Source organism: Halalkalibacter alkaliphilus (assembly GCF_023555415.1).
In the GTDB taxonomy this organism is placed as follows: Bacteria; Bacillota; Bacilli; order Bacillales; family Bacillaceae_D; genus Halalkalibacter; species Halalkalibacter alkaliphilus.
This window is the reverse complement of record NZ_JAKRYL010000005.1, coordinates 125,190-137,877: the sequence shown is the minus strand read 5'-3', so window position 1 is coordinate 137,877 and position 12,688 is coordinate 125,190. Positions and strand designations below refer to the sequence as shown.

13 protein-coding genes are annotated in these 12,688 nt (G+C 39.0%); 8 read left to right on the top strand and 5 right to left on the bottom strand.

Annotated features, from left to right (window positions below; translation table 11 throughout):
- Positions 1-26 precede the first annotated feature (26 nt).
- The 3 genes from MF646_RS06645 to MF646_RS06635 are packed head-to-tail and all read left to right on the top strand — an operon-like array spanning position 27 to position 2,336.
- The gene (locus tag MF646_RS06645) at positions 27-596 is read left to right on the top strand and encodes a sigma-70 family RNA polymerase sigma factor (RefSeq protein WP_250095711.1); all 570 of its coding nucleotides are present in this window, start codon (positions 27-29) and stop codon (positions 594-596) included.
- Positions 589-1,773 carry a hypothetical protein gene (locus MF646_RS06640; protein ID WP_250095710.1) on the top strand — a complete coding sequence of 395 codons (1,185 nt, stop codon included), beginning with the start codon at positions 589-591 and terminating at the stop codon, positions 1,771-1,773. The genes MF646_RS06645 and MF646_RS06640 overlap by 8 nt, the downstream gene beginning before the upstream one ends.
- A gap of 29 nt (positions 1,774-1,802) precedes the next feature.
- Positions 1,803-2,336, top strand: a complete 534-nt coding sequence (locus MF646_RS06635) for a hypothetical protein (RefSeq protein WP_250095709.1) — start codon at positions 1,803-1,805, stop codon at positions 2,334-2,336.
- 85 nt (positions 2,337-2,421) lie between these two features.
- Here MF646_RS06635 and MF646_RS06630 read toward each other — a convergent pair whose 3' ends face one another.
- Both MF646_RS06630 and MF646_RS06625 read right to left on the bottom strand, forming a co-directional pair.
- Positions 2,422-3,648, bottom strand: coding sequence for an efflux RND transporter periplasmic adaptor subunit (locus MF646_RS06630; RefSeq protein WP_250095708.1), 1,227 nt, complete (start codon positions 3,646-3,648; stop codon positions 2,422-2,424).
- 16 nt (positions 3,649-3,664) lie between these two features.
- Entirely contained in the window at positions 3,665-4,339 is a 675-nt protein-coding gene (locus MF646_RS06625) for a hypothetical protein (RefSeq protein WP_250095707.1), read from the bottom strand.
- 440 nt (positions 4,340-4,779) lie between these two features.
- On the opposite strand from MF646_RS06625, the gene MF646_RS06620 reads away from it, so the two are divergent.
- Positions 4,780-5,388 (top strand): thermonuclease family protein, encoded by a 609-nt coding sequence (locus MF646_RS06620; protein WP_250095706.1) that lies wholly within the window; start codon positions 4,780-4,782, stop codon positions 5,386-5,388.
- Between the two features lie 407 nt (positions 5,389-5,795).
- Here the strand turns inward: MF646_RS06620 and MF646_RS06615 are convergent, their stop codons facing one another.
- The 3 genes from MF646_RS06615 to sda (MF646_RS06605) all read right to left on the bottom strand — a co-directional run bounded on the left by MF646_RS06615 (position 5,796) and on the right by sda (MF646_RS06605) (position 7,675).
- Complete coding sequence (locus MF646_RS06615; RefSeq protein WP_250095705.1) at positions 5,796-6,077, bottom strand: hypothetical protein; 282 nt, start codon at positions 6,075-6,077, stop codon at positions 5,796-5,798.
- A 1,082-nt stretch (positions 6,078-7,159) separates the two neighbouring features.
- Complete coding sequence (gene sda / locus MF646_RS06610; RefSeq protein WP_250095704.1) at positions 7,160-7,342, bottom strand: sporulation histidine kinase inhibitor Sda; 183 nt, start codon at positions 7,340-7,342, stop codon at positions 7,160-7,162.
- Between the two features lie 177 nt (positions 7,343-7,519).
- Positions 7,520-7,675 carry a sporulation histidine kinase inhibitor Sda gene (gene sda / locus MF646_RS06605; protein ID WP_250095703.1) on the bottom strand — a complete coding sequence of 52 codons (156 nt, stop codon included), beginning with the start codon at positions 7,673-7,675 and terminating at the stop codon, positions 7,520-7,522.
- 133 nt (positions 7,676-7,808) lie between these two features.
- On the opposite strand from sda (MF646_RS06605), the gene MF646_RS06600 reads away from it, so the two are divergent.
- The 4 genes from MF646_RS06600 (at position 7,809) to galE (ending at position 12,678) form a co-directional block, all read left to right on the top strand.
- A complete protein-coding gene (locus tag MF646_RS06600) occupies positions 7,809-8,918 on the top strand; it encodes an ATP-binding protein (protein ID WP_250095702.1) in 1,110 nt (369 codons plus the stop codon).
- A gap of 221 nt (positions 8,919-9,139) precedes the next feature.
- The gene (locus tag MF646_RS06595; protein WP_250095701.1) at positions 9,140-10,354 is read left to right on the top strand and encodes an ROK family transcriptional regulator; all 1,215 of its coding nucleotides are present in this window, start codon (positions 9,140-9,142) and stop codon (positions 10,352-10,354) included.
- A 129-nt stretch (positions 10,355-10,483) separates the two neighbouring features.
- Positions 10,484-11,668, top strand: a complete 1,185-nt coding sequence (locus MF646_RS06590; RefSeq protein WP_250095700.1) for a galactokinase — start codon at positions 10,484-10,486, stop codon at positions 11,666-11,668.
- Positions 11,668-12,678, top strand: coding sequence for a UDP-glucose 4-epimerase GalE (gene galE / locus MF646_RS06585; protein ID WP_250095699.1), 1,011 nt, complete (start codon positions 11,668-11,670; stop codon positions 12,676-12,678). Before MF646_RS06590 ends, galE begins: the two co-directional genes overlap by 1 nt.
- Positions 12,679-12,688: the final 10 nt, after the last annotated feature.

Below are 12,688 nucleotides of genomic sequence, written 5' to 3'. Positions count from 1 at the left end.
GTCTGGTCTCTAGAGGGGGTGGTTAGTTGAGTGACTTGTTAGCACCAATAGGAGATTTGTCCCGAATGACAGAGAAAGAAAAAGAAGATCTGTTGGAAGTGATCATTCATACATACGGGAAACAAGTTACAAATTTTGCTTATACATATGTGAAGGATTGGGGCATTGCTGAAGATGTTGCGCAAGATGTGTTTATTAAAGTGTTTCAACATTTGCACCAATTTCGCAAAGATTCTAGCTTGAAAACATGGATTTATCAAATTACAGCTAATCATTGTAAAGATTTACTTCGGAAAAAGTACTTTCAATCAACGTTTCTTACAGATTTGGTTGGCCAAATCATCAACGGAAAAGCAGTAATCGAGTCCTCTGAACATACTTTTTTACAAGTAAATCAGGAAAAAGAAATGGCAAAGCAAGTACTCCATCTGCCAGTAAAGTATCGAGAAATCATGATTTTATATTATTATGAAGAGCTGTCAACAGAGGAGATAGGCACGTTTTTACAAATAAGTGTAAGTACAGTGAAGACGAGGTTACAAAGAGGAAGAGAGCGGTTAAAACGGCGATTGAAGGGAGGCGATTGGCTTGGCTGACCAATTCAAGCATGTTAAGAAAGGGTTAGAGAAGCATGTGTTCAATCAGCATTCGCTCGATCAAGAAAAAATGATAGCGGAGATTAAGCTAAAGAGGAAAAAAAGTAGAAGGCCCTTTGTCTTTTGGGATGTAAAACCGGTATTATCTATGACTTTATTCTGTTTCGTGATGGTAACAGCGGGAGCTTTGTTTTTCTTAAAGGGAGATGAGTTTGAGCGCTTGGCGATTGAAGATGGTTTGATCACAGAGCTTTCAGCCATCCCCGATCCTTACTTACAAAATGAAATAGAAGAGAACGAATTGTTGCAACAACGGTTTATGCAAGACTTAGAGTTTCGTACAAATGCACTCTCAGGAAAAACATGGTACTGGAGTGAGGGTGAAATTAGATTTTTAGAAGAGGCGCCAACATTAGATGCTTCGTATGAGAATGAGTTTTTGGTTTTGCCCGAACACATTCAGGAGGTTATTCATGATGACCCGTTTGTTTTGCTGGCTCAATTTAATGAAAATGAAGACTTTAGAGAGAGATTAAGTTTAGCGAGTGAGAAAATGGATGAGTTCCAAAAGGAGGATGTTTACACTCTTTTAAAGTATGATGAGAATATAGGACGTTCTGGCTTATACAAAAGAGGTGAGGAGACGATTTTTGTAGAGTATGGTTCAGTGTATAGAAGGATTTATGATCAATTCTATGAGACAAAAATAACGCAAAAAAAGCAACTTATTTTAGATGATTTGTATGTGCTTGCATCGTCTTTTTATTTACAACAAGATGGGTTTTCATCAAAACCTACGCAGATTGAGGAGATTGATGAGGCGGAAGCATTGGCTGAGGCAGGCTCAATCAAAGACTATCGACAAATAAGTTATCAATTATCAAGAGATTCAAGAGAAAAAAATTATATAATTTATGATACGTTGAGACTAGCGTTGGATGAGGATGTTAGTTCCCTTCATCAATTTTTAAGCAGAATTCGTAATGATTTAGAAATCCTTGCTGAACAAGATCAAGTAATTTCCCAATATGAGTATTCTTACTATTACCAGGCTGCGCGTGAACTATTTATTCTCAACGAAGTATTAAATGAACCATTGCCAGTAGAATTTATTGACTTTAGCCAACCCCTTTCTAATCAAGAGGTTGTCGAAGAGATAGCTAGAGAGAAAAAGTAAGTTAGTTGAGAGAACGGAAGGAGATAATGATGAAAAGTAAAAAGGTTGCGTTTATTTTAGTTTATTCCTTAATTGCACTGTTCGGTGTTGTTATTGCAGTAAATTGGTATTCAGTTATTCAAGGTGAGGAGACTATTGAGGAATATCTTGAAGAGGAAGAAGTTGTAGAGGTGATTACAGTTAGTCATGAAGAAGAGGTCGAGGAGACAGATCTGTCTAGTGAAGCTGAGCAATCTGAGGTCGCTTCAGGAGAGATCATTGCAGATGTACATGCTGAGTTAAACAGTTTAGTAGGGTGGAATCGATACCGTGGGTTTTCTTGGGGGCGTAATGAACCTCGGCTTGAAGGAATTGTTGAAGATCTTGAAACGATGTTAGAGATAGAAACGAACGATGCTCGACGTAAAGATGCACAAAGAACGATCCAAGCCATTCAGAAAGCATTAGATGGAAGTGATGTAGAAGGGGTACGACTAGCTCATAAAATTATGCATGACCTAGATTTTTACGTGAACGGGAATGTTGGAGATGGGAAGAGGTATGGGATTACGGAGTATCAGTAGGAATAGGAAAACCGCACGGGACTTTCATCCCATGCGGTTTTTAGCTATTGCAAACTTTATTATGATTCCAACTTGTAGGAAACCACTATTGAACAAACCCCTGTAACATCAAAGTTAACAGTGTTTTCTTCCTAAAAGCTAACTGTGCCGTTTCATCAATTTCTTGTACCTTTAATTTCGTAACAAATGGGTTGTTATCCAACATGCCAGTAGAATTTGCTACAAGCCGGTCTCGTAACACAACCCCTCTCGTTACTTGTTGATGGTTATTTTTCGACATCCCTAGTTCAATATGGCGTTGTTCGAGAAGGCCGTCTTCTATAACGAAAATCGAATATTCATCATTCTCTACTAAAATGCTAGACTCAGGTATTGTGATCGCGCTATGAATTTCATTTTGAATAATATTGAGGTACACATGGTAGCCAACCTTTATTCCGTCATCTGGCTCTTCCATATCCCAGTCTACGTAAAAAGGGTAGGTAGTTTCTTTATCAAGTGATGGTTCTTCTTTAGGTAGGTTGGAAATCCGCGAGAGGATCCCGTTAATTGGTTCTTGATTATGTCCTGTGATTTCAACTCTCAACCCTTCATGAATCTCTTGAGACTCTGCCTGTGTTAGCTCGCCTTGGGCTAGTAATGTGCTAGAGACAATGGTCAGTAGCGGTGCGTTTTGCTGGGTGTTCACTTCTTTGATGATTCCCGTTACTGGACTGGTGACCTCTAATTCATATTGTAAGCTATTTAGCGCGAGGAGGTATTGTTGATGGATGTCCCTTTCAAATTCGAGCGCTTCAATTTGGTGTTGCTTTTGCAAAATTTGTACTTCATACTGGTCTATTTGTTGATTTTGAAATGCTGTGAGTTCTTCTTCTGCTTCATCACCGAATTGATAATTTTGTTGTTCGAGCCTGTTTTTGATGGATGTAATGGTCCAAATTTCTTCCGATAGCTGAGATGTTTTCAAGTCAATCTGATCAATTTTTGACTGCAATTCTTGCTCGGTAGATTCGATTTTAATGTTTTCATAAGTAAATAGAATATCTCCAACATGAACTTCTTGTCCCTCTGCTACATAAAGGTCGCCCATCGAACCGATATTTTCATTAAAATAAATATGCTCTTCATTTGTAGATAAAATAATACCTGGTTTCTCTATCGATTCAACGAGATCGCGTTCAGTTGGTGATAGAATTTGATCAACAATTTGTAAGCGTGGAATTTTATTTTCATTCCCGACGATGAGATAGACATTAACTGAAATCAATAAGACACAAGCCAAAACGATTACATTCACTTTCCATTTTTTCACTAGTTGTACCACCCTTTTACATCAAATCAACGCTAAAAAAGTTTGAAAGAAATAATAAAAATACCGATGTGACAATCATGATGAGATGAACTAACACGGTTATAACAATTAAGAACCATTTCCTCGTGTAAGCAATTTTTGAAAAAGCATAGATTTGGTAAAACATTGCCGCTATGAAAAATAATGATATTTGCCCAAAAAAGTGAATATAGTATTCATTTGTTGTCCACAAATGAGCAAGAACACCTAAAGCAAAGGGAGACGTAGCTGATTGAACTCCGAGCCAAACTTCAAAAGGCAGCAGTGCTATGTTTCCGATAGTAAGAATGAAGATGCTAATAGTTGATACGACAAAGGCTTGTCGATAATGTGTTTCATCTAAGAACACCCAAAACCATACACTTGTAAACATCAAGTAGGCGAGGGGTGATACGAGAGCATCTATCACTCCGCCTAGTCCAATCATCAGTTTGGCTAACTCAAATTGGCTCGCGGTATAATTAGTAATGACGTGAGAAATGCCTGACGTATGTAAGCCGTAGTAGGCTTGTACGATCGAGACGGATAACCCTAGGAAGAGGATGAATGCTACTTTCCCTAGGTTAAGAGGGATCTCTTCTGCAATCGATAACTGGTCAACCTTTGTATCTGGTTCTACTAAACTCCTTACTAATTCTAAATGGTACCTCATTATATAAATCCCCCATGTGAGTCGATATGATAAGTCTACTTTATTTTACAATTTTTTGTAGCTGTTGCCTAGAGAGTGCCTGACATCACCCGAGTTTTGTCGATTTTTGATAGGATGTATGTAGATTTTGTAAATTAGGTAAATTATATGCCATACATGATGATTGCGAGACAAGGTGCTGTTATGATGACAGTGAGGTGAGGAAAATGACTAACAAGACGATTTTGGAGAATATGAAGGTTTATTTTGAAGAGAAGCTGAAACGGAAATTGAAGGTCGAGGAAGTTGCAGTTTTATCTCAAGCAATAGAAAAAGCTCACCGGTGATGTAGAAATACTAAGATGAGAGCTCTGATGAGTACTTAAAATTAAGTACTAGTGTAGAGCTCCTTTTTTGTTTGATATAATAAAGCAGGCATTCATTTAAAAGGGGATAGGAAAATGTTAAAAAGGAAGATCTTGTTCTTGGCGTTCGCTTTATTACTTAGTGCTTGTGCACCGGTGGAAAGTGAATTACCAGTAGAAATTGTGGCCGATGATGCTGCATTTTTTGAGAGTGATTGGATTTTGGCAAGCGTTGAGAGAGTAGTAGATGGGGATACCATTCGTATTAAAGATGTAAATGTGGATTATGTTAGTGATCTCAACTTAGTTGAAGAGCTATCTGAGGTTGGTCCTTCTGTACGAGTGAGATTTTTAGCAGTAGATACTCCAGAGGATACGAATGTGAAGCAGCTGTATGGCAGAGAAAGCACTGAGCGTGTTCAGGAATTATTGGGAAGTGGGTATGTCGTTATTGAGATCGATGAAAATGCTGATTTTGACCGGTATGATAGGTTGCTTGGTCATATCTTCACTGTAGATGGTGTGAATGTGCAGGAAGTGCTTTTACGAGAGGGCTTAGCGCGAGTCGCTTATTTGTATGATGATTACAAGTATGTCGATGATTATTTTAAAGCGGAAGCAGAGGCGCTAGCAGAAGGGTTGAACGTGCATTCCATTGAGGGATATGTAACGGATCGGGGATTTGATATGAGTGTGGTCGAGTAAGGAACTTTATAACCTGTATTTAGAATACAGATTTATTGGTAAATAACCTGACATGAATGCTTACAGCTTTTTGGATGCTTGGTAGTATGAAGTTATCAAAAGAGATGAACATTCAGGAGGTTATTCAAATGACGAACACACTTAGAAACCCGGGAATTTTCACGTTACTTGCTTTGACATTTACGGTGTTTTTTCAAAAATAAATAGATAGAAGTGAAGAAGGAGCAAGAGCATGGGGATGAACATGCTCTTTTTTTTGCGTGGGGATTTTTGGGGGAGTGGATAGTAAATCGGTTTGTTTGGACAGAAAAGGTTCCAAATTTAGACAGTATCATGCCGACTCATAGAAAAAAACAGGAGCAAGCATCTAATGCCACTCCTGTTTTCCGATCAATTTTGGTTAAACGTTAACTATTCGCTCCTGTTAATCTATTTACAGCATCTTGAATTGTCGTAATGAGGTTATCCATGCTTTCTTTGATCGATTCTGTTACTTGTGTTTGTTCTTCAATCGCCTTTGTTTGGTCTTGAATGGACTCGTTCATATTAGAAACTTCATTTGTTAAGCCGGAAAGAGCGAAAAACAGAACACCAATCCCAACTGCAGCTACAATGAGCCACATCCAGCCTTGATTGTACCAAGGCTTTTTATTATTAGAATGTCTTGTTTCATTTTTATTATTGTCCATACCAATCACACCTTTGTTGAATTGATTAGGAGCGCTCGTTATCTATTTTTTATATACCCTTAATTGATCTATATAAACACCTCTCCAAAAGGCCATTGAAAAAGGTCAAAACCGTACCTTTTTCAGTGGCCTCCCCTTTTTGGAGAGGTGGTATTGTCTCTATATCTTATTCGATTTGCGAAAAAAGTATAGCGAATCCACGACATCTACATTCTTCTTGTAGAGTTTTACAATGTTTACGAGCCGTATTTTAGAGTTTCTGAGATTGTTGTAGAATCACCAAGAGTGGCAAATTGGCCCATCTACTAATGCCTAATTTCCAAAAGGATAAGCTCTTATCCCGTCCTAGTTCAATAGGATATATAAGCTCTAAGGAAAAGGTGATGATATGTTTGTAAATGCATTTCACGGGTTTGGCCCAGTTGCACCCGCACGGTATGGACATGGGCACATTTGGCATCATCCGGGATTTTATCCAGGCCATTATGGGTATGGGCATGTTGGATATCATCCAGGGTACCACTATGGATATCCTCAGCAGCAGTGGCATCACGAATATCAGCAACAACAAGAAGCGCTACCTAAGCAAAAGCCCGCCAAAAAGAAGGATCATCAAGAGTATCATTTGCATCATGGATACGCGTTCGGACAAGGTACGGGTCAGTTCCCGGATTACTACAATCATAACTACTGAACCAAAAAAGGGATTATCCCAAAAAAGGTCTGATTTTTGACCTTTGGGATAATCCTTAATTCATGTGCAGAGTCGTGGCGAGTAGCGAATGGAGCCATTGTCATCTCTGTCACAGGCTTTTGAGACAGCCTGCTTTGTAAAACCTACCACCATGGACGACGTGGATACCAAGGGTTCCATGGAGTCCAATGTAACAATAGGTGATCTTGGTAAGAAGGGTTCCAGTGTCTTTGATGACTTGGATTGTGGTGCACATGTGGATGAAGACTCATTTCTTGAAGCCAAGGAAACATATTATCACCTCTTTATGAGCTGGATAATATAGTTTATTTGGCTTTTTTCAGATTAGAGCTTTTCCACAAAAATTTATAGCGAAAATCTGTATTAACTAAGATTCTTGCTTTCTCTCTGTAGATTTATTTGAAGATAACTTTTCTCTGAGTTCTATTTCTTTCTCAATTAATTCAATAAATTTCGGGTCTAGTTGGAGTGTAAGGGCTTTCTGTCTTGTATCTAAAAGAACCTCATGATCGAGTCTTCCTAACCCTTTGTTTGTGAAAGTGTTCTTCATCATATATCCCCCTTGGTATTGAGTCATATAGGTGAATACCACAAAAATAAATCATTAAACATCTTTCATACATTAATTATACAGAATATAGACGGTTTGGTGAAGGTATTTCGATATGTATTCGTAAAAAATGAGAGCTTTGACGTTTGATGCCAAGCTCTCATCTGTTTATAAATGTTATTCAGTTGTCTTTTTTTCTCTTAAATAAAGCTCTTGATTTAACAATGTAATAAACTCCTCATCCAATTGGAGTTTCATTGCTTTGTTGCGAGCATCTAGTAAAATTTCCTTATCAACCTTTGCTAGAGCACGTTCCTTCTTGAGACTTTGCATAAGATAACCCCCTATTTGAGTTATATATATTACCTACCACATCAATTCAATTCGTAAACATACTACGAATCTAAGCTAGTTTCGACTTTTTGTGATCTATCATTTATAATAAAAAGAAAAAAAGGATACGATTATGTCAATAAATCAGAACCTATCAGAGTGTGAACTGAAAAATGAGATAGAGAAGTTGAATCAACTGAATCAACTCATATTGGATTCAGTAGCAGAGGGAATCTATGGAATTGATTTACATGCAAACGTCATTTTTTGGAATAAGGCAGCTGAACAATTAACAGGTTTTCAAATCACTGATTTTGAGAAGCAAAATCTCCATGACTTAATCCATCATACGAATCAGCAAGGGGAGCACGTTCCTCTAATTGATTGTCCTGTTTACCATGCCTTAAATAGTGGCGAAAGTATCTTTGTCGAAGATGATATCTTTTGGAGGAAAGATGGTACTTCTTTTCCTGTTGAATACACAGTGAATCCGATGACGGAAAAGGGAAAGTTTATTGGCACCGTCATTACGTTTAGGGATATCTCTGAGAAAAAGAAGACAGAGCAAATGCTAGCTGAATGGGAGAAACTCTCGTTAGTTGGACAAATGTCTGCTGGAATTGCTCATGAAATTCGTAATCCCATTACATCTTTAAAAGGCTTCGTGCAGCTAATTAGAGAAAGCAAGCAATTAAGAGAAGATTATTTTGACATCATGGACTCAGAGTTTAATCGGATTGAAACAATTATTAAAGAACTATTAATGTTTTCAAAGCCTAAGGACGTTAATTTTACTCAACATGATTTAAAGGAGCTCATTACGCAGGTCGTCATGCTCATGGAGCCGCAAGCTATTTTGAAAAATATTCGAATTGATACAGAATGGAACTCTAACGAAGCAATTATTTCGTGCCTCGAACATCAAATCAAGCAAGCCTTTTTAAACTTAATAAAAAATGCAATGGAAGCGATGGTAAATGGCGGAAATATTACTGTGAAAGTAGATACAAATGAGAAAGATGTTCTTATTCAGGTCATCGATAATGGTCCAGGAATTCCAAAAGAGAAGCTTGAAAAAATAGGAGAGCCGTTCTTTACGACAAAAGAAGGCGGGACGGGTCTTGGAATGATGGTAACGAAAAACATTATAAAAAATAACCATCAAGGAGCATTAGAGGTAGAAAGTGAAGTCGGGAAAGGGACGACGTTTCATATTCGTTTGCCTCTTGGGATGGATTGTTAGGGGAGATCTTGATTGAATCTTCCAAAATATCAAATTACATAATCAAATGAAGAGGGCTGGAGAAATACACCAGTTCTCTTTTTTTGTTTTAATGGTTTAACGTAGTAAAGAGGGGTCTGACCCCCGGAAATAAATCCCTATTTCCCGGTTGCTAGATTTAGGGATTATTAACTAGGAACGAAACAGTTATAATAGAATGGTGAGAGAAGGAGGGACGATAGATGTCGCGAAATCAAATGACCGGTAGTTTTCAGTGGATGAAAACATTAAATAAGTCGACGATCTTAAATACGATTAGACTTCATAGCCCTATTTCTAGGGCTGAAATAGCAAAGAAAACGAAATTGACTCCACCGACGGTTACGAATATTGTTGCTGAGTTAATCGAAGCCAATTTAGTAAGAGAAAGCAAGGTTGGCACGTCTCAGGGAGGTCGCAAACCGATCCTTTTAACGATCAATGATCAGCACTCATTTATTGTTGGAATTGATGTAGGAGGGCATATCGTTCGTGCTGTTGTGACGAATCTTAATGCAGCGATTCAAGCAAAGTGTGAGGTAGAACTCCCAAAGCAGTTAACGAACGATCTGTTGCTTGAGGCGATCACAGCAGCTGTTGATGCAGTCATTAAAAAATCAAAGGTAACAAAGGAAAAAGTGATTGGAATTGGCATTGGGATGCACGGGATTGTGGACCATACGAAAGGCATCGCTGTCTTTGCACCAAACTTTCAATTGAGTGAGATTCCAATAAAAGATACAGTCGAACAGCATTTTCAAATACCGACCTTCGTTGAGAACGATGTACGTGCTTTGGCGTTAGGAGAAGCGTGGTTTGGAAATGGCCAAGGAATTGATAATGTCATTTGTATTAACATCGGTGTCGGAATTGGTGCAGGGATCATTTTTAACAATGAACTGTTTCATGGGCAAAATGGCATTGCTGGTGAGTTTGGTCATATTATTGTCGATATTAACGGAAGTCGATGTTCTTGTGGCAGTTACGGATGTTTACAGACGATTGCGGGTGGAGGTGTCCTAAGGGAGCGTGCTTTGCAGTCTGAGAGGAACACAAAGCTGTTAGAAAAAGCCGATCACAACCCCGATGCAATCAATGGTGCGCTCATTTATCAATGTGCACAAGAGGGCGATGAGTTTTCGATCCAACTTTTAGCTGAAACAGGGCGATCGATTGGGGTAGGAGTTACGAATCTGATCAATTTAATTAACCCAACTCGAATTATCGTTGGGGGAGGCGTTTCAAAAGCCGGTGACTTTGTGTTAGGGCCGTTACGTGAGGTTGTTAAGCAAAGAGCGCTGACATCTCAAGCACGTGAGACGGAAATCATCCAATCAAAATTAGGCGATGACGGAACGGTAATAGGTGCGGCAACGCTCGTGTTAAAGGACCTTTTTAGTCCACAAGTTCCACATTGATTAAGCGTTTGCAAAATACTTTTGATAAAAGGGTTTTATTTTATTAAAAGTATGATACAATCTTAATTAATTAAATTAATTAACTAAGTTTATCTTTAATAGAAAATCAATAAAATGAGGTGTGCACATATGTGGAATACAACGAGTCTTTTAGAGAAGTTTGATCAGCTGTTTCCTGCATCAGATAAGGAAAAGCGCTTGTTCTTTGCTCCAGGGCGTGTGAATTTAATTGGAGAACATACAGATTACAATGGCGGATATGTTTTTCCTGCAGCGCTGACGATTGGAACGGAAATGGTCGTTCGTGAGCGAGAGGATGGAACGTTCCACTTAGCGAGTACGAATTTCAAACAACGAGTTTCTTTTACGTTGGATGAATTAACGTACGAAGAAAATGATGACTGGGGCAACTACCCAAAAGGAATCATTAAAGAGCTCGTAAAAGAAGGCGTTGTCTTAAAGGGAGCAGACATCCTATATGAAGGAACAATCCCAAATGGCGCAGGGCTTTCTTCTTCAGCTTCAATCGGAATGGTAACAGCGTATGGCTTAGCAGAGTTAGCCAATGCGTCGATTTCACGAGTAGATTTAGCGAAGCTTTGTCAGCGCATGGAAAATAATTTTATCGGCGTTAATAGTGGCATTATGGATCAATATGCTGTTGGCCTTTGCAAAGAAAAGCATGCGATTTATTTAAATACGATGACGATGCACGCTGAGGATGTTCCTCTAGAGCTTCATGGCCACAAAATCGTTATTACGAATACAAACAAACGCAGAGGTCTTGCGGATTCAAAATACAACGAGCGTAGAGCACAATGTGAGGAAGCTTTACGAAGAATCCAAACGAAAAAGTCTGACACACAAACATTAAGTGATCTAACGAGCGAAGACCTACCGGAAATGGAAGCACTAATCCAAGATGACCTGCTTTACCGTCGTGCGAAGCATGTGGTAACAGAAAATAAGCGTACAAACGGTGCGAAAGAAGCGTTGCAAAACGGGGATCTAGCTATTTTTGGTAAGCTAATGATCGGTTCTCATCTTTCGTTAAGAGAAGATTATGAGGTAACAGGAAAAGAACTTGACGCCTTATTTGAAGCACAAAGAAAAGTAGAAGGTTGTGTCGGTACACGTATGACGGGAGCTGGATTTGGTGGATGTACAGTAAGTGTTGTCAAAGCGGAAGCGGTTGATACATTTAAAGAGCAAGTGACAAAAGAGTATGAAAAGGAAACAGGGTTAACACCAACCTTTTATATTTGCGAAGCCGGAAACGGTGTTCATGAACGTCAATTGGAGGTGCAAAAATAATGAGTGTTTTAATTACAGGTGGAGCTGGATATATTGGAAGCCATACGGTCCTTTATTTTCTAGATAAGGGCGAGGATGTTGTAGTGTTAGACAGTTTGGAAAAAGGCCATAAGCAAGCTCTTTTAGATGGAGTTACGTTTTATCAAGGATCGATTCATGATGAAGCACTTCTTAGTGATATTTTTCAAAAACATACCATTGAAGCTGTAGTTCATTTTGCTGCTTCATCCTTAGTCGGAGAAAGTGTGGAGAAACCACTAGATTATTATGAAAACAATGTGATTGGCTCTCACACGCTTGTGAAGCAAATGGTGAAACATGAAGTAAAGCATATTGTTTTCTCATCAACAGCTGCGACATATGGAGAGCCGAAAAACATCCCAATTAAAGAAACGGATCCGACGATTCCAACGAATCCTTACGGAGAAACGAAGCTTGCGATGGAGAAAATGTTCCGCTGGTGTGACGCAGCATACGGATTAAAGTCGGTTTGCTTACGTTATTTTAACGCAGCAGGAGCCGATCCAGATGGCCGTATTGGGGAAGACCATACGCCTGAATCTCACTTGATACCAATCGTTTTGCAAGTCGCATTAGGGCAGCGTGAACAGGTACAAATTTTCGGTGAAGATTATGATACAAAAGATGGAAGCTGCATCCGCGACTATATCCACGTCATGGACTTAGCAGAAGCTCATTATTTAGCATTAGAAAAATTACGTCGTGACAACACCACATCGATTTACAACTTAGGAAATGGGAAAGGTTTTACCGTAAAAGAAGTGATCGAGACGTGTCGAGAAGTAACAGGACACGAGATTCCAGCTGTTGTCTCAGAACGAAGAGCCGGAGATCCTGCAACCCTCATTGCATCAGCAGAACAAGCGAATCAAGAGCTAGGGTGGCAACCACGTTATCCAGAGTTGAAAACGATCGTTGAGCACGCTTGGAAGTGGCATGTGGCTAATCCAACAGGCTACGATAAAGAGATCGCAGTGAATAAACGATAGAAAGGATGTC

Coding starts and splice junctions, on each gene's coding strand:
- MF646_RS06595 (WP_250095701.1), top strand. CDS start 9,140: ATGTCGCGAAATCAAATGACCGGTAGTTTTCAGTGGATGAAAACATTA.
- MF646_RS06615 (WP_250095705.1), bottom strand. CDS start 6,077: ATGGACAATAATAAAAATGAAACAAGACATTCTAATAATAAAAAGCCT.
- galE (WP_250095699.1), top strand. CDS start 11,668: ATGAGTGTTTTAATTACAGGTGGAGCTGGATATATTGGAAGCCATACG.
- MF646_RS06590 (WP_250095700.1), top strand. CDS start 10,484: ATGTGGAATACAACGAGTCTTTTAGAGAAGTTTGATCAGCTGTTTCCT.
- MF646_RS06635 (WP_250095709.1), top strand. CDS start 1,803: ATGAAAAGTAAAAAGGTTGCGTTTATTTTAGTTTATTCCTTAATTGCA.
- sda (WP_250095704.1), bottom strand. CDS start 7,342: ATGAAGAACACTTTCACAAACAAAGGGTTAGGAAGACTCGATCATGAG.
- MF646_RS06620 (WP_250095706.1), top strand. CDS start 4,780: ATGTTAAAAAGGAAGATCTTGTTCTTGGCGTTCGCTTTATTACTTAGT.
- MF646_RS06625 (WP_250095707.1), bottom strand. CDS start 4,339: ATGAGGTACCATTTAGAATTAGTAAGGAGTTTAGTAGAACCAGATACA.
- sda (WP_250095703.1), bottom strand. CDS start 7,675: ATGCAAAGTCTCAAGAAGGAACGTGCTCTAGCAAAGGTTGATAAGGAA.
- MF646_RS06600 (WP_250095702.1), top strand. CDS start 7,809: ATGTCAATAAATCAGAACCTATCAGAGTGTGAACTGAAAAATGAGATA.